The sequence below is a fragment of the Undibacterium sp. SXout7W genome (assembly GCF_049339385.1).
In the GTDB taxonomy this organism is placed as follows: Bacteria; Pseudomonadota; Gammaproteobacteria; order Burkholderiales; family Burkholderiaceae_D; genus Undibacterium.
Genome location: NZ_JBMPPF010000014.1, coordinates 21846 through 42495 on the forward strand (window position 1 = coordinate 21846; position 20650 = coordinate 42495).

The window sequence follows — 20650 nt, forward strand, 5'->3', positions numbered from 1 at the left end:
CCATCCTGTGCCGACTTCGCTGTTGCTTCACAGTTCTATACTGAAACTCAGGCCATGCTGAACAAAACCCAGGCGCTCATAAAAACGATGTGCCGCCACTCGTTTCAGATTCGACGACAGCATCATCTTGTAGCAACCAGCGCTGGCGGCGAGTTGCATAGCCTGCTGTATCATCATTTCGCCATATCCTTCGGAACGACGGGCGGCTGTGATCACCACCGCATCGAGCAAGGCTTGCGGGCTACCCTGATGTGATGGACTGGCAAATATCAGCAAACTGAAACTACCGATGATCTGATCATGATCAAGCAAAAAATAGGCATGGAAATCAGGATAGGTCGCCATGATTTTTAATGTCTGGCGCATGGCGGCAATGTCCAGCTGATGTTCAGCAAGCGGCAGATCATCATCCATTTCTGCCTGCAAGCGCGCCAGTAAAGCCGCATCATCTTCCTGCACCAGACGAAACGAAACACTCTCGGGAATGATGGAATCAGGCATCGTATTCATGGGTGTCCACGTCCGTGTTCATATTGGAATGCAGGTCGGCATGCATATCAACATTCATGTCAGCGCCAGACGCGTGAGGCGCGATCATCACTTCCTGCATGATCGCAACGAAATGCGCTAACGGCAGCGTCACTTTATCACGTTGTTTTGCTGCATCATCCCAGAGCCGCAGCTGTACGGCATCGTCTGCATACGGCTGTCGGATAAAGATGTCTGCCTGCTCTGCGGTATAAGGGCCACCTTGCCATTCCAGACTACGTCTGGATGCGGGCGACAGGCCAGACCAGTACAATGGATCGGCTGCGCACAGATAGCGCTTTGCTTCGACATGCATGCGTACAGGCTCGATTACAGCAGGGCCAAACAATTGGCTTAACAAGGCTGATGCAAGTTCACCGTGAGGATAAGTTTCATCCGTTTCTCCGTCTGCCAGATGACCAATATCGTGCAATAAAGCCGCGCTGATCAACGAAGCGCTGGCACCGTGTTCCAGCGCCAGCTCAGCACATTGCAAAGCGTGTTCCAGCTGAGTAATGGCTTCGCCACCATAAAAACCACCGGCACGCTGTTCCAGCCAATCAAGCAGCGTTGCCAGAATGATCGGTGCCGCCAGTTGCCTGTATGTGGAAGGACCGGACGGAGTGATCAAAGCAATAGGATGATCAGAAATAATAGAAGTCATAGCAGCCAAAGAAAACGCAGCAGAAGATTCTGTCATCAGATAAAAATCTTTCTGAGGCGAGAAGAAACCACATCAATCGCGCTGACGGTGATGACAATCATGAGGATGACAGCACAGGTCTGCGCATACTGAAATGCCCGTATCACTTCCCATAAAATCACACCGATACCACCAGCGCCCACCATGCCGACCACCGTGGCAGAACGCACATTTGACTCAAACCGGTACAAGGTAAAAGAAATCCACAGCGGCATCACCTGCGGCAAGACGCCGTAGACAATTTCTTCGAGTGCATGCGCACCAGTAGCGCGAATGCCTTCTACCGGTTGCGGATCAATCGCTTCCACGGCTTCAGAAAACAGCTTGGACAAAATGCCGGTTGTGTGTACAAACAGCGCCAGCACGCCAGCAAACGGCCCCAGCCCGACTGCCACCACAAACAACATCGCGAAGACCATTTCATTGATGGCACGCGCTGCATCCATCAATCGCCGCACTGGTTGGGTGACCCAGTCAGGCGCGATATTGGATGAACTCAGCAAACCCAGAGGTACTGCACACACCACCGCCAGGGCTGTGCCCCAGACGGCAATTTGCAAGGTCACGATCAGCTCTTGCAAGTAAATACGCCATTCATGAAAATCCGGCGGAAAAAAACTGGCAACATAAGTAACCATGTTACCGCTGTCACGTATCAGTTCCAACGGACGCATGTCTGCGCCCTGCCAGGACAGACCCAGCAGCGCCAGCACAATCGCCCAGACCATCAGTTTGCTCATATCCTGTCTGGGTGGTTGTGGTAATTGCATGGCCTTCGACGCTGACTGGCTGGATGAAGCAGACATACGATGAGACATAGAATCAGAAATAGAATCAGGATTTGGCGATGTCATTGAGTTTGCGGGTAATGTCATCGAGCTTTTGTTTTCTTTCCTCTGCCGAGATCGTCATGTCAGATTCCAGTTTCACTTTTTCCTTGAACAGTTCAAGCTGGCGTATCGGCTTGAGTTGTGCATTGGAAGATTCTTGAAATCCGCTGAGTGTCAGCTTGTTCAGTTGTGCTTTTTCGCGCGCAGCATCAGGGCCAGTTTTGCCGTAAGTCACAAAGAAATTTTTGATCTTGTTTTTAGTATCTGCTGGCAAATCTTTGCGCCAGACGATAGGATCAGCGGCGATCAGCGGAGACTTCCACACCTGACGCAACTGGCTTGCCATTTCAGGCTGGCGTGCTGCAATGCGGTCGAGCGTATCGGAGCTATGTACCGCCGCATCTACCTGCTTATTAGCGACTGCCAGGATATTCGTTTCGTGATTAGCACCACGTACCGTCTTGAATGTGGTTTTAGGGTTCAGATTATTTTGTGCAAACACGTAATAACTCGGCACCAGATAACCTGATGTGGAATTCGGATCACCAATCCCAAAATTCATATTTTTAGCGTTACGCAACACTTCATCCAGCGTTTGATAAGGACTGTCTTTGTGTACGCTGATCATGCTGTAATAGCCTAAGGTGCCATCGGTATTCACGATCTGGGCAAATACTTCTGCATTTGAACGGTCTACTGCTTCAATCGCTGATTTATTACCAACCCAGGCAAACTGTACTTTGTTAAACCGCATACCTTCGATCACACCGGCATAATCAGGCGCAAAAAAGGCATTGATTTTCATGCCCAGTTTTTTGCTCATATCATCCAGAACCGGCTGCCAGTCCTGCTTCAGATTTTGTGAAGACTCGGTGGAAATAATGCCGAAATTCAGTGTTTTTCCTGCATCGTCTGCCAGCGCGCCACCGGCGCTCGCGGCCAGTGTCAGACCCAGTGAGAAAGAGAACAGCATTTTACGCAGCGTTACAGTGGTCATAGTGACTCCAGAAGAAACAATAAAACTCAGGCGGCAGCCGCAAGAGCAGATAAAGGAAGGTGTTCAACAGGCAGATCGGCAGTATTCGGTACAGGCGCTGCACTCAATAATTCATCGGCTTCAGCGCCATATAATTCACGCAGCATGGATTCGGTTAATTGATTCGATGGTCCGTCATAGACCACCCGGCCTTTGGATAAGGCGACGGTGCGCGGGCAAAAGCGCAACGCCACATCAACCTGATGCAGCGATACCAGCACCGTCGTACCATCCTGACGGTTCAGGTCTGCCAGCGTCTGCATAACACGCCGGGCAGATTCCGGATCAAGAGAAGCAATGGGCTCATCCGCCAGAATCATGTTGGCGCGTTGCACGATGGTGCGGGCAATCGCGGCACGCTGTTGCTGGCCGCCAGAGAGCGCCGATGCACGCTTATACGCATGTTCAGCAATGCCAACCCGTGCCAGCGCCGCCAGACCAGCAGCTCGCTCTTCTGCGGTGAATATTCTGAAGCAGCTGCGCCATAAAGGAATACGGGCGATGCCTCCTGTGAGTACGTTCGTCAACACCGGCAAACGGCCTACCAGATTGAATTGCTGGAACACAAAACCAATCTGCGAACGCAACTGACGGATATGCTGGCCGATCACCCCATTGGCTTGCACAGGTCGGCTGCCAAAGAGGATCTGATTATCACCAGCATCGGCGGCAATCAGGCCAGAGATATGACGGAGCAAGGTGGATTTGCCCGAGCCGGATGCACCGATCAACGCCACCATTTCTCCGGGAGAAAAAGTCAGCGATACCTGATCAAGCGCCTGATAGCCGCCCCGAAAAGTTTTTGAAATCCCGTTGATTTCCAGCTTCATGACATCCGCTCCGATAGCACTGATCTGCGGGAGTATTGAGCATGAATGTGTCAGGCGTATGAACGCCGGATTACAAAATGATGAAACGGCAGGGAAGCTGTTGCTCCGTCTGCCGTTTCTTATGTGAGTATGTGATATTGGTTTTTAAAAAATCAGATACCAGTAACAATGTCCACCTTATACCAACTTCCGATCACGCTTGAGACCGCCTTGCATTTGCCACGTTATTCGCCATGCAGAGTGCATTCTGTACATTTTTCATCACGCATGACTCACCAGTTTACCGGCCTGAAAATCATGAATCGCTTGCAAAATTTCTTGCTGAGAATTCATGACGAAAGGGCCGTACTGTACTATCGTTTCGTTCAACGGCTGTCCGGCGATCAGTAAGGCTCTGGTTTCTGTTGTGGCATAAGTCGCATCGGTAGCATGGGCTGCCTGCATCACCACACCGTCAGCCTGCGCTGATTTTTTCAGAATCGCCATCCGTTGTTGCGGTACCAGTCTGTCGCCGATCAGTAGTTCGCCTTCATACACATACACAAACGCATTGAAATGAGCAGGCAATACTTGCTCCATCGTCGTACCGGCGGGCAGATGAATATCCAGATACAGCGGCTGTGTCACTTCCCGTTGCACCGCGCCGTCGATGCCATGACTGCTTCCGGCAATCACTCTGACCCGCACACCTTGTGACGTTAAAAATTCAGGAATCGCTTCGCTCTGGATGTCGCGGTACCAGGGGGCAGTCATTTTGTCTTTGGCGGGTAAATTCAGCCATAGCTGAAAACCTGCCATGCGTCCTTGATCCTGCTCCGGCATTTCGGAGTGAATCACGCCACGTCCGGCGGTCATCCATTGCACGCCGCCGTTCTGCAACAGTCCTTCGTTGCCAGCACTGTCGCGGTGGCGCATGCGCCCGGCCAGCATGTAGGTGATGGTTTCGAAGCCGCGATGCGGGTGATCAGGAAAACCTGCGATGTAATCACCAGCCTCATCGCTGCCAAATGCATCCAGCATTAAAAAAGGATCAAACCGGTACTGAAATGGCTGCGTCAGCACCCGCGTCAGCTTGACGCCAGCGCCATCCGATGTGGCTTGTCCTGCCACCAGTTGCTCCACCTGACGTGACTGCTGTACCCGGTTTGCGAGCGTGGTTTCTATGAGTGTCGCTGTTGCTGGTACTGCTGCTGTTACTGTTGCTGCGGCCATGACTTTCTCCTGCGCTATGTTCTGTGCATCTGATGCGGGTTCGCCAGATGCGGTAACGGTATTTACTCTGCTCATGATGTTACCGGAGTAGCGACTCCGGTAACAATGGCTCAGATCGCAATCAGTGTTTCGATTTGCTGTGTTGCGTCTGTGAGTGCGGCGGCTTCTGCGTCGGGGCCCATTGCCAGACCTTCGGCAAAAATAAACTCGACATCGCTCATCCCCAGAAAACCAAGGAAAGACTTCAGATACGGTGTTTGTGAGTCGTTCGGCGTGTTGCGATACAGGCCGCCACGCGTCAGGACCACATACACTTTTTTGCCGGTCAACAAACCTTCGGGGCCGTTCGCGGTGTAGCGGAACGTGACTTGCGCTCTGGAAATGGCATCAATCCAGCTTTTCAGTTGCGCAGAAATACCAAAGTTATACATAGGCACGCCCAATACCACAACGTCCGCCGCCTGAATTTCGGCAATCAGGGCATCATCAAGTGCAACTCTGGCCTGTTGCTCCGCAGTACGTTGCTCTGCGGGTGTGAACAATGCCTGCAGCGCAACACCATCCAGAGCAGGGTGTGGTGTATGACCAAGATCACGCAATACCAGCGTGGCATCCGGATGCGCTGCTTGCAAACGGGTGACAACCTGGCTGGCAAGACGATTGGAATGGGAAGCGTCGGAACGGATGCTGGAATTAATTTGTAAGAGTTTCATGGCTAGACCTTTTTATGTAAGTGACAGCGGACTCAATGTGTTGATGTGTTTGCTGGATGTAGGTACTTTAATCGTTCCAAAATCAATCCGGAAGGCGCTAAAATGGATATCATTGTTCCAAAAATAGGATAATCACATGCATCTGGAACCCAACGACCTGCTGTTGTTTGCCCGTGTGGTGGATGAAGGCAGCTTTAGCAAAGCGGCAGAGCGGCTCGGCGTGCCCAAATCAACGCTGTCGCGGCGCATCACGGTGCTGGAGTCACAACTGGGTGAACGGCTGATTCTGCGCACCACGCGCAAGCTGACGGTGACGGATTTTGGACAGAGTGTGTTGCTGCATGCACGGCAGGTGCAGGAAGAAGTAAATGCGGCACTGGCGCTGACGCAGCACCGTCAGGCTGAGCCGTCGGGACGTTTGCGGATTTCTATGCCAGCCGACTTTGCCAATCATGAAATGGGGCAGATGCTCTCGGACCTGATTTTCAAATATCCGGCGATTTCGCTGGATGTGGATCTGTCGCCGCGCCGTGTTGATCTGATTGGCGAAAATATCGACGTCGCGATCCGCGTCGGAGATCTGCCGGACGATGCCTCGCTGGCCGCCCGCAGTCTGGCGACGTTCACCGTGGGGCTGTACGCCGCGCCGTCGTATCTGGCGCAGCACGGTATGCCGCACGAACCCGAAGAACTGATGGAACACGATGCCTTACGGCTGTTGGCTCGCAATGGCGAACCAGCGCTATGGCAATTGCACAGGGATGAGCAGAAATGGGAAGGCATACCACCGGGACGCGCCACCGCCAATTCGCCCGAATTGCTGACGCGATTGGCATTGAAGGGACACGGCATCATCATGATTGTTCATCATTTTGCGCAGCGTTTTATCGACAGCGGCGAACTGGTGCCGGTTCTGGAGGACTGGCAACTGCCCAGCATTCAGGTCTGGGCAGTATTTCCGGGACGCCGCCTGATGCCAGCGCGTACCAGAGTGTTTCTGGACTTATTGCAGACCGAATTCACCAGCACGCGCTGCCAAAGTCTGGGGAACAGAATCAATCCGATACGCTGAATATTGGCGTCGCTATGGTTACCTACGTCACATCCGTCACATGCGTCAGTCATAATCGTGAACAATTGTGACTCTGAAGCCAGAGGCGCACTGGTGATGGGTCTGGCGGCCAGTCTGACGCTGATTCTGGGCTACAATTCAGCGGCACAGCCGACCATGCCAGCCTTCGGTCTGGTATATCGGTTTCCGTTATTGCAACATACCTCCGCCACCTCAGACACTTCATCGCTACGTTGACGAACAGGATATTCAATTGCCCAATCCCGCCCCCGCCGCCACCCCAGTCCCCGCCGCCAGTCAGCTACATCACTGGCTCGATGCCGTTACCCGTCAGGATGCTCAGGCATTTAAATCGCTGTATGACGCAACTTCAACGAAACTGTTTAGCTTCGCGCTGCGTATATTAGTTAAGCGAGAGTTAGCGGAAGAAGTTTTGCAGGAGAGTTACGTCAGCATCTGGAACAACGCCAGCAGTTATCAGTCCAGTCTGGCCGCACCGATGACCTGGATGACGACCATCGTGCGCAACAAAGCGTTCGATCTCTTGCGACGTCTCGATCATGATGTGGAAATTGACGGAGAAAGTTTCGATATGAATATCGTGCATGCAATGGAGAGTAGCGATCCTACTCCGATACAAACGCTGGAAATCAGCCAGGATGGCAAGGCGCTGGCCGGCTGCATGTCACGGCTGGAAGGCTTGCACCGGCAGGCAGTGGCGATGGCTTTTTTTCATGATCTGTCGCATTCGGAAGTAGCGGAGCAACTGAAATTACCGATCGGTACCGTCAAGACCTGGATACGCCGTGGGCTGGACAAGCTGCGCCAGTGCCTGAACCGGCTGGAGGCATCATGAATCTGTTGTCCATTCAGCATAACCAGCAGCTGCAACACAAGCTGGCAGCCGAATATGTGCTTGGCACCTTACGCGGCGGCGCACGGCGGCGCTTTGAGCACTGGCTGGGACAGGATGCGGGCCTGCGTCAGGTGGTACGCCAGTGGGAAAGCCATCTGCTGCCGATGGCAGAATTTGCCCCCGCAGCACAACCGTCGTCACACGTGTGGAACGCGATCGAAAAGCGTCTGCAACTGAAACCAACGGCACAGGCAGGCAAATCCGGCAATGACCGCTGGGCTTACTGGCGCAATCTGCGCGAGGATCTTGCCTTCTGGCGCGGTCTGGGCATGGTGTCTACCACTGCAGCGCTGATCATGTTGTCGGTGTTACTGAGTAAGCAGACAGAACAAAGTTTGCCTATCCAGAACAACTATGTCGCGACGCTGTCCGATGATAAAGCTCAGCCAGTTGCCGTCATTACGGGCGACAGCAAGCGCCATCAACTGGTGGTGAAAATGGTCACGGCGCAACATATCCCGGCCGATAAGAGCCTGGAATTATGGGCCGTATCCAAGGCAGGCACCGTCAAATCACTTGGTTTAGTGGCGGATAACGGCAGCATCGTCTTGCCAATGCCAGACAATATGAACGCGGCGGATATTCCATTACTGGCTGTCACGCTGGAACCCAAAGGCGGCTCAGGCAATCCGGAAAAACCGTCTGGCCCTATCATCTTCAAAGGAAACTGGCTGGAAATTTAAGCATCTCCTCCCAAGCCTTCCGCCCCATCTTGGCAGGCGCAGGCAACCAGCCTGCAACCTGAAAAAGGACGCAACGATGCGTCCTTTTTTGTTTTCTGATGGCTGACCGATGTTAGCTTCGGCGGTGCTTCAATAGGGGCATCGATACCCGTTTGACCTTCGCTTCGAAGTTGATGCTGGTGTTGGTGTTGGTGTTGGTGTTGGTGTTGGTGTTGGTGTTGGTGTTGGTGTTGGTGTTGGTGTTGGTGTTGGTGTTGGTGTTGGTGTTGGTGTTGGTGTTGGTGTTGGTGTTGGTGTTGGTGTTGGTGTTGGTGTTGGTGTTGGTGTTGGTGTTGGTGTTGGTGTTGGTGTTGGTGTTGGTGTTGGTGTTGGTGTTGGTGTTGGTGTTGGTGTTGGTGTTGGTGTTGGTGTTGGTGTTGGTGTTGGTGTTGGTGTTGGTATCGGCTTCAATCCCAGCGTGACTCATAACGACATCGGCAATCCCATCACTCCCCCCGCGTTCTGCTCAGCTTGCACAATCACCGGTATTTTTTCAGTTTTTAAGGGAGTATCGACCAATATCAGCCTATCGTCTATATAAAATAAGGCATGTATTTATATACTACCCCCAGTATTTTTCAGGCCATACAGGCAAAAATATCCGTAGGGTGCGCCGTGCGCACCGCACCACCAACACCACCGCAGTCAGTGCCAGCCTCACCGTCGCAGGCAACACCTAAGTGAGGTTTTTTTAGCGGCTAAGAAAGAATCTGTCTAGCCGATAGCTTGCCCGATCGCCAGCCTGAGCACCGCCAGGTCTGCTGCACTTAGCCGCCCCAATTGCCGATATCCTTGATGAAACAAGTCCGGGTAGACAGTGCAGGGAAATACGTTTGTATGTACAATGTAATGACATTTAAAAATTATTCCCGCTCCGACGGAACAAGAGGCAATCATGGCATCCACTGTTGCAACCCGAGAAACGACCATTAACCTGCGTGCGCCCAGCGCACAGCGCGCACTGATTGATCAGGCCGCCCAACTGGCGGGCAAGAGCCGCACCGACTTCATGCTGGAAGCATCTTGTGAGAAGGCGCAACGATTATTGCTGGATCGCACCTTATTCGCGCTCAATGAAACAGGCTTCAAGCGCTTTGCCGAGGTGCTGGACGCGCCCCTAGAAAATCGCGAGGTGCTGGCACGTCTGTTGAGCCGCCGTGCTGCATGGGAGCCCGCGGATAAATGAGCTTGATAGCGCCTTGCCCACTTCACGACGGACACGATCTCACTACCTTTCATTGCACCGAACCCGAACTGGAAAACTGGGTCAGGCAACGTGCGCGCAAGAACCAGCAGGACGGCGCGACGCGCTGCTTTGTCGTGTGCGATAGCAACACGGTAGTGGGCTATTACGCCCTGGCGGCAGGCTCGGTGCTGCATGCGCCAGCGCCCGGCAACATCCGGCGCAACATGCCCGACCCGATCCCCGTGGTGGTACTTGGCCGCCTGGCCATCCATACCGACTACCAGGGCCGTGGCCTGGGTGCCGATTTACTCCAGGATGCCGTGTTGCGCTCGCTGCGACTCTCACGCGACATGGGCATCCGCGCCCTGTTATGTCATGCCATCAGCGAAAATGCCAAACGCTTCTATGTGCATCACGGCTTCATCGAGTCCCCTGGCGAGCCGATGACCCTGATGTTGAACCTGTCCAAGCTGGCTAGCTCAGGCATCGCCTGACACTCTTCTTTACAGCGTAACGAGGAAAGATACCACCCAATCCGGCATTACCGGCATTGCCGGCAACAAAGACGCCAGAACCGGAGACAAAGAGACAGGGCTTCAAAAGATATTTGACTCAAGCGTAGTGAGCAAAGAAGTCAACGCCCAGGTTCAGATCACCAGCGAGTTTGGCAAACTAGCCAGTACCGCAGTAGGCAACTACGCCCAGAAACAATATGAACAAGCCCTGGCCAACAACGACACGGCAGGCATTGAGCAATGGAAAGAAGGGGGGACATCGCACGTCCTGCTTCACACCGTAGTAGGAGCCCTGACAGGAGGAACGAGCGGAGCGGCTGGCGCGGCAGCGAGTGCCAGCTCAGCCGAATGGATGAACAACCTGCAAAGCGGCATCCAGACGAACTTACAAAAGGCAGGGTTAAGCGAAGAAACCGCCACCCTTACAGCCAAAGGCATCGCCGACCTGACAGCGGCAGGCATGGGATTCCTGGCAGGAGGTACTCAAGGAGCAGCGAGCGCATTGGCGACAGATGCGAATAACCGGCAGTTGCATCCGAATGACTACACCCTCGCCAAAGCCCTGGCAGCAAAGAGCAAAGGACAATACACAGAACAACAAATTCTGGATGCACTGCGCGCTTCAGGCGTGAAAGACAGCAACGGCAACGTCATCGTCGCAGAAGGCACGCAAGAAACCCTGATCAACAAGAATGGCACACTCACCAACATCAACAATGGATTAACGATCCAGGAAACCTACAAAGAAGACAAAAGTATCTCCTTGCGTCCTTCTGGCCAAACAGCCCTCATAGAAGATGCACCAGTCCGCCCAAACAATGACCTGATCACCTTTATCATTGCTAACACTGGAGGTACAGCGAGTCCCTTCATACTGACCAAAGGGCCGACATACACCAGCTCCTCAAGCCTTGTCGCCACCCCAGATGGCACACAACGCAACACAGTCATGGTGGATGGAAATGCCTACTTCCCATTAATAGCAACCTGCCCAGCGGCAAATTGTACAAATGGTGACCCGATAGCCAATGCGATACCGGATGCAGGAACGCAAGCGTATAACGAGGCCTTGGCGAAAAAGCAGGAAAAGGACTTTAACATTGCGACTACCGTATTGGGATTAGGTAGTACGATACTGCGGGCAGTGCAAGTTGTAGATGAGATTGCTACTGCGGGAATGACGGCTAATAATGTGGGTAAGGTGGGGGCTGGGGTAAATAACGTAAAGAGCAGCGTACAAGCTAACAAGGCGGCCGGTGACGCTTGGGAAGCCCAGGTAATAAAAGATGTGCTCCCCGAAACTCAAGTCAATATTCAGCCGCAAATTACGATAAGATCAAATGGGCCATCAGGCTTGAAAGTTCGACTAGACGCATTGGGCGAAAACATTGAAACGGGATCGATAAAATCGTCTGATATGAAGGCTTCGCAGACCGCACCATTCACTCCAAATCAAACCATTGCGTATCCTGAGTTAGAGATTTTTGGTCGAACGGTTGTGGGGAAAGGAAAGGTGCCATATGTCGGAGGCATAAAAATTCCGCCAACAACAGTGGATATTTATAGAAAGTAGGATTATGAGCTTAGAAAATAGTGAGGTCGTTGATGCTATCGGCCTTGAAAAGGCGAGCGACACTATTGTACTTAGTATCGTTGATTCGTGGGACTGGAACGATGAGAGAGGTCACTTGATGGCCCTACAGGAAAAGCTAAATGCTTATTTCGGATTCGTCGAATCAGGGCAAATTTATGAGTCGTATCCAGACGCTAACAGCAAGGCCTTGCGTATAGATGTCGTTGGGAGATATACAATTCCAGCTGCGGGTATTTCATTCTTAGAAAAGGCATCAGCAACGGCTTCTGAGCTTGGCATGGCGGTCACGCACAAATTGCATGCGGATTAGTACGATTTAGCCAGCGTGGAGCACCCAGTAGGGTGCTCCACGCGCACCACACCAACACCATCCTCCTCCAAGCCGCCGCCAACAGTGCCACAGAACAAAGCACCAGCAACAGCCACAACGCCAGCATCGGCACCAGCGGAAGCAGTACCAACAACGGTACCAACAGCGGCAACCTCCACATAGAAAGCCTGCAAGACACCAGCACCTACCAAAGCCAGGACCACAACATCGGCGGCAGCCTCACCGTCGGCATCAGCAACATGCCCGTCAGCGGCAACCTCAGCGCAGGAGCAGGCAACACCCAAAGCACATTCAACAGCGTGACCGAACAAAGCGGCCTCAAAGCAGGCAACAACGGCTTTCAGCAAGCGTAGCGTGCGTACTTCTGTAGGGTGCGCCATGCGCACCGTTTCATCGGATATCTTCAATTTAAGCCGCTCGTTTTTCATCATTGGTGCGCATGGCGCACCCTACATAATGGTTGTGCGGCTTGTGGCGTGTTTTGGTGCCACGAGGCACATCTTTGCTGGGGAACCGTTTTCACAGAGATTGACGAGTGATCGCGTTCAGGGTCGGCTGTGATTTTATTTCTTGCGCCTTTCTCATGTCTAATTACCGACGTTCACATATCGCTGGTGATACGTATTTTTTACGGTAAATAGCTTTCGTCGGCGATCTATTTTGACCGCCGAATCATTACGCGTTGCCTTACACACGACGATTCAGCCAGCGTAGCATGCGTACCCGTAGGGTGCGCCGCGCACATCACAGCAGGCAACACCCTTACTCTGACCAGCGGCAATGCCCCCCTCCAAGGAGCCATTACCAAAGCCGAGCGTATCATTGCCGACATCGGCACCAGCGGCCACCGCCACCGCACTCGTCACTGATTCCATCGCCCGCTTGACCACATGATCTGCAAACAACAAAAAAGGGAGCCAGTAAGCTCCCTTATTGAAATGAACGCCGTTGCGCTTGATACGTTTGCGCTATGCGTTACGTGCGCGCTGGCAACAGGGTTCCGGCGACTTCGCCAAAACCTACGCGGGCAACGCCGTCCTTTTGTGCCCAGCCGCGCATGATGACAGTATCGCCGTCTTCCATAAAAATCCTTTGCTCGCCGTTGCTCAGCGTTAATGGCTTTTTACCGCCTTCAGTCAGTTCCAGCAAAGAACCAGCCTCCTCCGGTGCAGGGCCAGACTGCGTACCGGAACCCAGTAAATCGCCGGGATTGAGGTTACAGCCATTGACGGTGTGATGCGTCACCAGTTGCGATACCGTCCAGTAAGAATGGCGGAAGTTCGACAGCGACAAACGCTCCGGCGCTACGCCGTCATGACGCATTTTTTCAGTCTGCAATAAGACTTCCAGTTCGATATCGAACGCGCCGCCATCACGCAAGGCCGCAGATTCCAGATACGCCATTGGCTGCGGGTCGGCGGCATCGCGCGTCCAGGCACGGCGATACGGGGCCAGCGCTTCCAGCGTCACTACCCACGGAGAGATCGTCGAAGCAAAGTTCTTTGCCAGAAACGGGCCTAGCGGTTGATATTCCCACGCCTGCACGTCACGGGCTGACCAGTCATTCAACAGACACAGGCCAAACACGTGCGACTCCGCTTTTTCTATGCCGATATGATCGCCCAGCGCATTACCGGAACCAATGAAAATCCCGATTTCCAACTCATAATCCATCCGTTTCGCCGGTCCAAACACCGGATCATCGGAAGCCGGCGGCTTGGTTTGCCCCAGCGGACGACGGAATTGCTGACCAGACACGCCAATCGACGATGCACGTCCGTGGTAGCCAATCGGTACCCATTTGTAATTCGGTAATAGCGGATTATCAGGACGGAATAATTTACCGACGGCCGTCGCATGATGGATAGACGTATAAAAATCGGTGTAGTCACCAATCTGCGCCGGCAAAGCGAATTCCGCAGCGCTTTGCGCCAGCAGGCAAGCCTGCAATGTGCCCTGCTGCGCTGCGCCTTCGCGTAACACCCGCGACAGCGCCAGACGCAGCGCCGACCAGACCGGCGCGCCAAGATTCATCAGACCATTCAGATTCGGCGCATTCACAGCCGCCGTAAAATGTCCCCCTTGCAATTCGGTATAACCAGCCAGCGCATGCACCGCATGAGCGGCCGCCAGATCCAGAATCTGATCGCCAATCGCCACACCGATACGGAAAGCCTGATTACTGCCAGCGCGACGGAACACAGCGAATGGCAGATTCTGTATCGGGAAATCGCTCTCGGGCTGATTCGCCGAAGGCACCCAGCTACGCAGAAGTACGTCATGGGTTTCATTGAGTTGCAACGTCATTTATGCTTGCTCCGGATTAAAATTTTTCTTGATACCTTGCCAGCACTGGAAATAATCTGCCTGCAATTGCGGCGATTCCATGGCGGCACGGGTGGGTTTGATGATGTTACGCGTTTCTATCATAAACGCCATCGTATCATCGACCTTTTGTGGCGTGCGGGTGTCGATCTGGCTGGCCTTGTCAAAGGTCGGCGCATCGGGGCCGTGGCCGGTCATGCAATTGTGCAGACTGGCGCCGCCGGGACGGAAACCGGCCGACTTGGCATCGTACTGACCATGAATCAGCCCCATAAATTCGCTGGCAATATTGCGATGGAACCAGGGCGGACGGAAGGTGTTTTCAGCCGCCAGCCAGCGCGGCGGGAAAATCACGAAATCAATCGTATCGACACCCGGCGTATCGCTAGGCGCTTGCAGTACCAGAAAAATCGATGGGTCAGGATGATCGTAGCTGATCGAGCCGATGGTATTGAAGTGACGCAGATCGTATTTGTATGGTGCAAAGTTACCATGCCAGGCCACGACATCCAGCGGTGAATGACCGATCTTTGCCGACCACAGATTGCCGCTGAACTTGGCGACCAGTTCAAAATCGCCTTCTTTGTCTTCGTACCACGCCTGCGGGGTCTGGAAATCACGCGGATTGGCAAGGCCATTCGAACCGATCACGCCGAGGTCGGGCAGCTTTAACATCACACCAAAATTTTCGCAGATATAACCACGTGCTTCACCGTCTGGCAATTGCACCTGAAAGCGGATGCCGCGCGGTATGACAGCGATTTCCTGCGGCTCAAGATTGATCAGACCCAGTTCTGTGCGCAGATGCAGACGACCCTGCTGCGGAATAATCAGCAATTCAGCATCGGCGTTGTAGTAGAAGCGGGTTTCCATGTCGCGGTTTGCCGCATACAAATGAATTGCGCAACCAGTCTGTGCATCGGCAGAGCCATTGCCTGCCATCGTCAGCCAGCCATCGATAAAATCAGTCGGAGCTACGGGCATGGGCATCGGGTCCCAGCGCAACTGATTCGGCGTGGAAGGTGCCTGATTAAAATCGTTGGTCATGCGACCATTGTCGATCTGCTGGAATGGCTGATGCATTGCAGCAGGGCGAATCCGGTAAGTCCATGAACGACGATTCGCATGGCGCGGCGCGGTAAAAGCCGTGCCGGAAATCTGTTCCGCATACAGACCATACGCACATTGCTGTGGTGAGTTCTGATTTTTCGGTAAAGCGTTTGGCAATGCTTCGGTGGCGAATTCATTGGCAAAACCGGTCTGGTACTGAAGTGCGTCGTGCTGAGTCATCTGTCGCTCCGCGTTGGTATGTTGTTGTATGTTGTGTTGTGCGCTGCGTTGTGCGCTACCTTATGCGATGTGTTGTGCGTGATGTTTTACGCGGTACTTTCGCTTTATTTAGCATTGCACAGACTTGCCATGTTGCCGGTATGACTGGCCTGACTGATATTGCTGATATTGCAGACCCTGGCTTGACTGTGGATGACGCACTGTACTGCAAACATCGTCGTTTTACGATATAAATACAAAAATGTGCCACATTCATCAAATCAATAATGCTTGAACCCAAAGATATCGATCTGAACCTGCTGGTGGTGTTTCAGGAGGTGTATCAGGATCGCCAGATTTCTTCCGTTGCGCGCAAGCTCGGTCTGTCACAACCCGCCGTCAGTAATGCGCTGGCACGCCTGCGCCGGCATTTCGGTGATGAACTGTTTGTGCGTACCGCAGCAGGCATGCAGCCCACCGCGCTGGCGCAACAACTGGCCGAGCCAGTGGCTCTGGCGTTGAATCACATCACGCAGGCATTAAACCGGCAAGAGAGCTTTGATCCCGCCACCAGTCACCGCCACTTTACGATTGCCATGACCGATGTCGGTGAGGTGTATTTCATGCCGATACTGGCAGAACGTCTGCACACGCTGGCACCGCAATTACAACTATCCACCGTGCGGGCCAGCGAAATTGATCTGAAAACAGAAATGGAATCCGGTCGTGTCGATCTGGCGATTGGCGCGTTTGATCACTTATCTGATGCATGGTATCAACGTCGCTTATTCAGGCAGCAATATGTTTGTATGTTTCGCCAACAGCATCCATTAGCCGGTGACAAACTGACGCTGAAGAACTTTCTTTCAGCGCAACACCTGATTGTCGCCTCCAAAGAAAATCCCTACGCCCGTGTAAATCAAAGTCTGGAAAAAGCCGGCATTGCGGCGTCAGCGCATTTGCGGGTGCCGCATTTTGTGGCAGTGCCGTATATCGTCAGCCACCATGATTTGCTGGTGACCGTGCCCCAGAAACTGGCCGAGCGCTCTGCCGCACCTTTTGGACTGACGTATGTCAAACCACCGCTGAGGCTGCCTTCGCTGCAAACCAATATGTTCTGGCATCGTCGCTATAATCAGGATGCGGGCAATCAATGGCTACGTAGTTTTATCTCGGAACGCTTTGTCGAGTGAATAAAACAGCGAAAGGCTGAAAATACTTCACTGAATGACTGAAACGATTTCCCCCATTGACAGCACGTTTTCCCCTACACTTTCGAGCATTCCCATATATTCCGGAGACCCGTCATGCCCGTCATCACCTGTGTAGAAGATCTGCGTTTGTTAGCCAAGAAACGCGTCCCCAAAGCTTTTTATGACTACGCCGACAGTGGCTCCTACACAGAAAGCACCTATCGCGCCAATACAGATGACCTGGCGGCCATCAAATTGCGCCAGCGCGTTGCCATTAATGTAGAAAATCGCAACACAAAAACCACGATGATAGGCCAGGAAGTGTCGATGCCAGTCGCCATCGCACCGACCGGGCTGACCGGTATGCAATGGGCCAATGGCGAAATGCTGGGTGCCATCGCTGCTGAAAAATTCGGTATTCCGTTCACGCTGTCCACCATGAGCATCTGTTCGATTGAAGACGTCGCCAGTGTCACGACCAAGCCGTTCTGGTTTCAGTTGTATGTGATGCGCGACCGCGGCTTCGTCAAAGAAATGATTCAGCGCGCCAAAGCCTGCAAATGCTCGGCACTGGTGTTGACGCTGGATTTACAGATTCTGGGGCAGCGCCACAAAGATTTAAAAAACGGTATGTCGGTACCACCAAAACTGACGCTGGCAAATATCATTGATCTCGCCACCAAACCCAGCTGGGCATTACGGGCACTGGCGGGGCGCAAGACTTTCGGTAATCTGGTCGGCCACGTCAAAGGCGGCGATGGCATCCTGACATTGAGCCAATGGACGGCCAGCCAGTTCGACCCTACTCTGAACTGGGACGATGTGGCCTGGATCAAAAAAGAATGGGGCGGTAAGCTGATCCTGAAAGGGATTCTGGATGTGGAAGATGCAAAACTGGCCGTGGCTGCCGGTGCCGATGCCATCGTCGTGAGCAATCACGGTGGCCGCCAGCTCGATGGCGCAATGTCATCTATACAAGCATTACCTGCGATTGTCGAGGCAGTGGGACATCAGACTGAAGTCTGGTTCGACGGCGGCATCCGCACCGGTCAGGATATTCTGAAAGCCACCGCGCTTGGCGCCAAAGGCAGCATGATTGGTCGCGCTTTCCTGTATGGCCTGGGTGCAATGGGCGAGCAAGGCGTGACAAAAATGCTGGAAATCCTGCAAAAAGAACTCGATGTCAGCATGGCGTTGACCGGGACAAAAGATATACGCGAAGTGGGTCCGGCCAATCTGATCCGCACCTGATCAGTCTCACGTCCGCATCCGATACGTCTATCAATCTGCTTCAATCGCATTTCGGATGCGCTCTTCCACTGCCCTGCCTCCCCGCGGGGCAGTTTGCTTTTTCTCAGTCGTTCTCTGAGGCACTCGCTCCGACGTTGATGCATATGTCTATGCGTATATCGCGTGATGCATCGCATTCGCTTGCTGCTGCGTCCCACAGCGCAGGAAGCTTGCCTGACCCTGCCTGACCTTATCTGGGGGCAATGCTGCGCCGTCTTCAATGGCTATCTTCTTGCCTGATCAGGCTCAAACTTAACGATTGTTAACTTCAGCGACGTTGACGTTCGGCTATGCTATGGTCTTTAAGACATATCAAATTTTCATTTTCCATCATGAACCGTACCCCTGCGTTTCCCGGCTTTTTGCTGCGCTCCCCTGCCAAACAGGGCCGCAAGCCGGTATCGCCATTACGGATAGGCACTGATCTGGTATGGATACCCGAGATAGCACAATCACTGGAACAATTTGGTGAACGTTATCTGAACCGGGTCTTCAGCGCGCAGGAACAGGCCGATTGCAGCGGCGAAGCACCACGACGGGTAGCCAGTCTGGCCGCCCGCTTTGCTGCTAAGGAAGCAATGATGAAAGTACTATGTCCGGCAGCAGATACAGCACTCCCGTGGCACAGCATCGAGATTGTGCGACAGACCGATGGTCATCCTGAGATTGTCTTGCACGGTGCAGCATGCATCCTGGCACAACAATGGAAGATACGGCATTTATCCCTGAGCATGAGTCACGAAAAGGATTATGCCAGCGCAACGGTGGTTGCTCTCTGCCATGAATCAGGCAAGAATCATGAATCTGGATTTTGTGTCGTTAATCCTCATCGATATCGTCATCAATAACAAATTCATCAATATCTCATATTTATAATATAAAACCCGGAAAGGCGAAGCAATGAGTAAGGAACAAATTCGTAATGTATTGAAAGAACATGGGAAATTCTCTTCCAATATCGACACGTTGGCAGACGATGCAGACTTATACGAAGCAGGCATGACCTCGCATGCCAGCGTGAATGTCATGCTGGCGCTGGAAGATACTTTTGATCTGGAGTTTCCGGACCGCATGCTCAAACGCAGTGTATTTGAAAGTATCAACGCCATCCATGCAGCAATTGAAGAACTGACCGCCTGATATGCATACTGCCGCCACACTCATGGAATCTGCGCGCCTGGTCGCCAGAGAATACGCAGCGCCGCATGCCGATGCTGTCGATAAAGATGCCCGTTTTCCGCAAGAAGCAGTCGATGCACTGAAGCAGGAAAAATTGCTGAGCGCCTATGTGCCGCGTGAACTGGGCGGCGCCGGTGCGAGTTTGTCTGAGTTGGTGGAAATATGCGACATCCTTGGTCGCCAGTGTGCGGCCACTGCGATGATCTTTGCCATGCACCAGATTCAGGTCATTACTATCGTCAAACATGCCCTGGACAATCCCTGGTATCGTGATTATCTGCAACGACTGGTGCAACATCAGTATCTGATCGCGTCGGTCACTTCTGAAGTTGGCGTCGGTGGCGAAATGCGCCGCAGCCGCTGCGCCGTTGAACAGGATGGCGATCACTTCCGTCTGATCAAGGACGCCACCACGATTTCATACGGCGCGCAGGCAGATGATTTGCTGGTCACGGCCAGACGTACGCCGGAAGCCGCTGGCAGCGATCAGGTATTGATTCTCGTCAGCAAAGCTGATTACACACTGGAGCAAAAAGGCAACTGGGACACTATGGGTATGCGCGGTACCTGCAGCCCACCATTTCTGATGACGGCCACCGGTTCGCTGAATCAAATCATCGCCCAGCCATTTGGTGATATGTCGGCACAAACCGTTGTTCCGGTCTCACATCTGTTATGGGGCGGTTGCTGGTCTGGCTGTGCGATTGCCGCCACCAACAAGGCACGCGCTTTTGTACGCGGTCAGGCACGCGCCAATCCCGGCACGGTACCACCGACTGCCTTGCGCCTCGCTGAACTGGTCAGCATGCTGCAAAGTCTGCGCAGCTCAGTACAGGCATGCCTGACAGAATATGAACAACTGGCCGCAGCAGATGATGCGGCTTCTGGCCCTCTGTCTTCGATAGGATATTCACTGAAAATGAATAACCTGAAAATTGACGCCACACAGGCATTGCCACAGATAGTGACAAAAGCCTTGTCGATTTGCGGTATTTTAGGTTATAAAAATGACAGCAAGTTCAGTATGAGCCGCCACTTGCGGGATGCACATTCGGCAGCACTGATGGTGGGTAATGATCGTATTCTGGCAACCAATGCAAATCTGTTGCTGGTTCTCAAAGACGACTGACAACGATCAACAACGATCGAACGCGGCTCAAAACAACTTAATGGCAATGAAAGCCACTGAATGCACCGTCAGTCAGT

General features: G+C 53.0%; 26 protein-coding genes. 14 read left to right on the forward strand and 12 right to left on the reverse strand.

What is annotated here, in order from left to right; translation table 11 throughout:
* Positions 1-27: 27 nt before the first annotated feature.
* The 7 genes from ACO0LB_RS13590 to ACO0LB_RS13620 form a co-directional block, all read right to left on the reverse strand.
* The gene (locus ACO0LB_RS13590; RefSeq protein ID WP_423049893.1) at positions 28-510 is read right to left on the reverse strand and encodes a GNAT family N-acetyltransferase; all 483 of its coding nucleotides are present in this window, start codon (positions 508-510) and stop codon (positions 28-30) included.
* Positions 494-1228, reverse strand: a complete 735-nt coding sequence (locus ACO0LB_RS13595) for an HD domain-containing protein (protein ID WP_423049895.1) — start codon at positions 1226-1228, stop codon at positions 494-496. Before ACO0LB_RS13595 ends, ACO0LB_RS13590 begins: the two co-directional genes overlap by 17 nt.
* Positions 1228-2001, reverse strand: coding sequence for a phosphonate ABC transporter, permease protein PhnE (gene phnE, locus ACO0LB_RS13600; RefSeq protein ID WP_423050113.1), 774 nt, complete (start codon positions 1999-2001; stop codon positions 1228-1230). Before phnE ends, ACO0LB_RS13595 begins: the two co-directional genes overlap by 1 nt.
* A 64-nt stretch (positions 2002-2065) precedes the next feature.
* On the reverse strand, positions 2066-3058 hold the full coding sequence (gene phnD / locus ACO0LB_RS13605) for a phosphonate ABC transporter substrate-binding protein (protein WP_423049897.1): 993 nt from the start codon (positions 3056-3058) through the stop codon (positions 2066-2068).
* 26 nt (positions 3059-3084) lie between these two features.
* Positions 3085-3927 (reverse strand): phosphonate ABC transporter ATP-binding protein, encoded by an 843-nt coding sequence (phnC, locus tag ACO0LB_RS13610; RefSeq protein ID WP_423049899.1) that lies wholly within the window; start codon positions 3925-3927, stop codon positions 3085-3087.
* Between the two features lie 261 nt (positions 3928-4188).
* Positions 4189-5091, reverse strand: coding sequence for a pirin family protein (locus ACO0LB_RS13615; protein ID WP_423050115.1), 903 nt, complete (start codon positions 5089-5091; stop codon positions 4189-4191).
* A gap of 158 nt (positions 5092-5249) precedes the next feature.
* Positions 5250-5852, reverse strand: coding sequence for an FMN-dependent NADH-azoreductase (locus tag ACO0LB_RS13620; protein WP_423049901.1), 603 nt, complete (start codon positions 5850-5852; stop codon positions 5250-5252).
* Between the two features lie 136 nt (positions 5853-5988).
* Between ACO0LB_RS13620 and ACO0LB_RS13625 the strand changes: the two genes are divergently transcribed.
* From ACO0LB_RS13625 to ACO0LB_RS13640, 4 genes are read left to right on the forward strand one after another with little or no spacing between them, the layout of a single operon-like run.
* On the forward strand, positions 5989-6924 hold the full coding sequence (locus tag ACO0LB_RS13625) for a LysR substrate-binding domain-containing protein (protein ID WP_423049903.1): 936 nt from the start codon (positions 5989-5991) through the stop codon (positions 6922-6924).
* Between the two features lie 57 nt (positions 6925-6981).
* The gene (locus tag ACO0LB_RS13630; RefSeq protein WP_423049905.1) at positions 6982-7161 is read left to right on the forward strand and encodes a hypothetical protein; all 180 of its coding nucleotides are present in this window, start codon (positions 6982-6984) and stop codon (positions 7159-7161) included.
* Positions 7162-7177: 16 nt separating this feature from the next.
* On the forward strand, positions 7178-7780 hold the full coding sequence (locus tag ACO0LB_RS13635) for a sigma-70 family RNA polymerase sigma factor (RefSeq protein WP_423049907.1): 603 nt from the start codon (positions 7178-7180) through the stop codon (positions 7778-7780).
* Positions 7777-8523: an anti-sigma factor gene (locus tag ACO0LB_RS13640; RefSeq protein ID WP_423049909.1), complete on the forward strand. Its 747-nt coding sequence runs from the start codon at positions 7777-7779 to the stop codon at positions 8521-8523. The genes ACO0LB_RS13635 and ACO0LB_RS13640 overlap by 4 nt, the downstream gene beginning before the upstream one ends.
* Positions 8524-8635: 112 nt before the next feature.
* Here the strand turns inward: ACO0LB_RS13640 and ACO0LB_RS13645 are convergent, their stop codons facing one another.
* On the reverse strand, positions 8636-8989 hold the full coding sequence (locus ACO0LB_RS13645) for a hypothetical protein (protein ID WP_423049911.1): 354 nt from the start codon (positions 8987-8989) through the stop codon (positions 8636-8638).
* Between the two features lie 468 nt (positions 8990-9457).
* Between ACO0LB_RS13645 and ACO0LB_RS13650 the strand changes: the two genes are divergently transcribed.
* The 4 genes from ACO0LB_RS13650 (at position 9458) to ACO0LB_RS13665 (ending at position 12167) form a co-directional block, all read left to right on the forward strand.
* A complete protein-coding gene (locus ACO0LB_RS13650; protein ID WP_423049913.1) occupies positions 9458-9748 on the forward strand; it encodes a DUF1778 domain-containing protein in 291 nt (96 codons plus the stop codon).
* Positions 9745-10242 (forward strand): GNAT family N-acetyltransferase, encoded by a 498-nt coding sequence (locus ACO0LB_RS13655; protein ID WP_423049915.1) that lies wholly within the window; start codon positions 9745-9747, stop codon positions 10240-10242. Before ACO0LB_RS13650 ends, ACO0LB_RS13655 begins: the two co-directional genes overlap by 4 nt.
* 127 nt (positions 10243-10369) lie before the next feature.
* Complete coding sequence (locus ACO0LB_RS13660) at positions 10370-11836, forward strand: hypothetical protein (protein ID WP_423049917.1); 1467 nt, start codon at positions 10370-10372, stop codon at positions 11834-11836.
* A gap of 4 nt (positions 11837-11840) precedes the next feature.
* Positions 11841-12167 (forward strand): DUF6572 domain-containing protein, encoded by a 327-nt coding sequence (locus tag ACO0LB_RS13665; RefSeq protein WP_423049919.1) that lies wholly within the window; start codon positions 11841-11843, stop codon positions 12165-12167.
* On the opposite strand, the gene ACO0LB_RS13670 is transcribed toward ACO0LB_RS13665, so the two are convergent.
* The 4 genes from ACO0LB_RS13670 to hmgA all read right to left on the reverse strand — a co-directional run bounded on the left by ACO0LB_RS13670 (position 12164) and on the right by hmgA (position 15803).
* On the reverse strand, positions 12164-12568 hold the full coding sequence (locus ACO0LB_RS13670) for a hypothetical protein (protein WP_423049921.1): 405 nt from the start codon (positions 12566-12568) through the stop codon (positions 12164-12166). The two genes, ACO0LB_RS13665 and ACO0LB_RS13670, sit on opposite strands and share 4 nt — an antisense overlap.
* A gap of 321 nt (positions 12569-12889) precedes the next feature.
* A complete protein-coding gene (locus ACO0LB_RS13675) occupies positions 12890-13063 on the reverse strand; it encodes a hypothetical protein (RefSeq protein WP_423049923.1) in 174 nt (57 codons plus the stop codon).
* Positions 13064-13163: 100 nt separating this feature from the next.
* Positions 13164-14495 carry a fumarylacetoacetase gene (gene fahA / locus ACO0LB_RS13680; RefSeq protein ID WP_423049925.1) on the reverse strand — a complete coding sequence of 444 codons (1332 nt, stop codon included), beginning with the start codon at positions 14493-14495 and terminating at the stop codon, positions 13164-13166.
* Complete coding sequence (gene hmgA / locus ACO0LB_RS13685) at positions 14496-15803, reverse strand: homogentisate 1,2-dioxygenase (protein WP_423049927.1); 1308 nt, start codon at positions 15801-15803, stop codon at positions 14496-14498.
* A gap of 74 nt (positions 15804-15877) precedes the next feature.
* Between hmgA and ACO0LB_RS13690 the strand changes: the two genes are divergently transcribed.
* The 6 genes from ACO0LB_RS13690 to ACO0LB_RS13715 all read left to right on the forward strand — a co-directional run bounded on the left by ACO0LB_RS13690 (position 15878) and on the right by ACO0LB_RS13715 (position 20573).
* On the forward strand, positions 15878-16036 hold the full coding sequence (locus tag ACO0LB_RS13690; protein WP_423049929.1) for a hypothetical protein: 159 nt from the start codon (positions 15878-15880) through the stop codon (positions 16034-16036).
* A 33-nt stretch (positions 16037-16069) separates the two neighbouring features.
* A complete protein-coding gene (locus tag ACO0LB_RS13695) occupies positions 16070-16975 on the forward strand; it encodes a LysR family transcriptional regulator (protein ID WP_423049931.1) in 906 nt (301 codons plus the stop codon).
* Positions 16976-17089: 114 nt separating this feature from the next.
* Complete coding sequence (locus ACO0LB_RS13700; protein WP_423049933.1) at positions 17090-18226, forward strand: alpha-hydroxy acid oxidase; 1137 nt, start codon at positions 17090-17092, stop codon at positions 18224-18226.
* 371 nt (positions 18227-18597) lie between these two features.
* Complete coding sequence (acpS, locus tag ACO0LB_RS13705) at positions 18598-19113, forward strand: holo-ACP synthase (RefSeq protein WP_423049935.1); 516 nt, start codon at positions 18598-18600, stop codon at positions 19111-19113.
* Between the two features lie 52 nt (positions 19114-19165).
* Positions 19166-19405 (forward strand): acyl carrier protein, encoded by a 240-nt coding sequence (locus ACO0LB_RS13710; RefSeq protein ID WP_423049937.1) that lies wholly within the window; start codon positions 19166-19168, stop codon positions 19403-19405.
* A 1-nt stretch (position 19406) separates the two neighbouring features.
* Entirely contained in the window at positions 19407-20573 is a 1167-nt protein-coding gene (locus ACO0LB_RS13715; protein ID WP_423049939.1) for an acyl-CoA dehydrogenase family protein, read from the forward strand.
* Positions 20574-20650 lie beyond the last annotated feature (77 nt).

What these genes read in the sequence shown, in the direction of transcription:
- ACO0LB_RS13590 (WP_423049893.1), bottom strand. Translation starts at nt 510, where the DNA reads ATGAATACGATGCCTGATTCCATCATTCCCGAGAGTGTTTCGTTTCGT.
- ACO0LB_RS13595 (WP_423049895.1), bottom strand. Translation starts at nt 1,228, where the DNA reads ATGACAGAATCTTCTGCTGCGTTTTCTTTGGCTGCTATGACTTCTATT.
- phnE (WP_423050113.1), bottom strand. Translation starts at nt 2,001, where the DNA reads ATGCAATTACCACAACCACCCAGACAGGATATGAGCAAACTGATGGTC.
- phnD (WP_423049897.1), bottom strand. Translation starts at nt 3,058, where the DNA reads ATGACCACTGTAACGCTGCGTAAAATGCTGTTCTCTTTCTCACTGGGT.
- phnC (WP_423049899.1), bottom strand. Translation starts at nt 3,927, where the DNA reads ATGAAGCTGGAAATCAACGGGATTTCAAAAACTTTTCGGGGCGGCTAT.
- ACO0LB_RS13620 (WP_423049901.1), bottom strand. Translation starts at nt 5,852, where the DNA reads ATGAAACTCTTACAAATTAATTCCAGCATCCGTTCCGACGCTTCCCAT.
- ACO0LB_RS13625 (WP_423049903.1), top strand. Translation starts at nt 5,989, where the DNA reads ATGCATCTGGAACCCAACGACCTGCTGTTGTTTGCCCGTGTGGTGGAT.
- ACO0LB_RS13640 (WP_423049909.1), top strand. Translation starts at nt 7,777, where the DNA reads ATGAATCTGTTGTCCATTCAGCATAACCAGCAGCTGCAACACAAGCTG.
- ACO0LB_RS13645 (WP_423049911.1), bottom strand. Translation starts at nt 8,989, where the DNA reads ATGAGTCACGCTGGGATTGAAGCCGATACCAACACCAACACCAACACC.
- ACO0LB_RS13650 (WP_423049913.1), top strand. Translation starts at nt 9,458, where the DNA reads ATGGCATCCACTGTTGCAACCCGAGAAACGACCATTAACCTGCGTGCG.
- ACO0LB_RS13655 (WP_423049915.1), top strand. Translation starts at nt 9,745, where the DNA reads ATGAGCTTGATAGCGCCTTGCCCACTTCACGACGGACACGATCTCACT.
- ACO0LB_RS13665 (WP_423049919.1), top strand. Translation starts at nt 11,841, where the DNA reads ATGAGCTTAGAAAATAGTGAGGTCGTTGATGCTATCGGCCTTGAAAAG.
- ACO0LB_RS13670 (WP_423049921.1), bottom strand. Translation starts at nt 12,568, where the DNA reads ATGGCGCACCCTACAGAAGTACGCACGCTACGCTTGCTGAAAGCCGTT.
- ACO0LB_RS13675 (WP_423049923.1), bottom strand. Translation starts at nt 13,063, where the DNA reads ATGGAATCAGTGACGAGTGCGGTGGCGGTGGCCGCTGGTGCCGATGTC.
- fahA (WP_423049925.1), bottom strand. Translation starts at nt 14,495, where the DNA reads ATGACGTTGCAACTCAATGAAACCCATGACGTACTTCTGCGTAGCTGG.
- hmgA (WP_423049927.1), bottom strand. Translation starts at nt 15,803, where the DNA reads ATGACTCAGCACGACGCACTTCAGTACCAGACCGGTTTTGCCAATGAA.
- ACO0LB_RS13695 (WP_423049931.1), top strand. Translation starts at nt 16,070, where the DNA reads ATGCTTGAACCCAAAGATATCGATCTGAACCTGCTGGTGGTGTTTCAG.
- ACO0LB_RS13700 (WP_423049933.1), top strand. Translation starts at nt 17,090, where the DNA reads ATGCCCGTCATCACCTGTGTAGAAGATCTGCGTTTGTTAGCCAAGAAA.
- acpS (WP_423049935.1), top strand. Translation starts at nt 18,598, where the DNA reads ATGAACCGTACCCCTGCGTTTCCCGGCTTTTTGCTGCGCTCCCCTGCC.
- ACO0LB_RS13710 (WP_423049937.1), top strand. Translation starts at nt 19,166, where the DNA reads ATGAGTAAGGAACAAATTCGTAATGTATTGAAAGAACATGGGAAATTC.
- ACO0LB_RS13715 (WP_423049939.1), top strand. Translation starts at nt 19,407, where the DNA reads ATGCATACTGCCGCCACACTCATGGAATCTGCGCGCCTGGTCGCCAGA.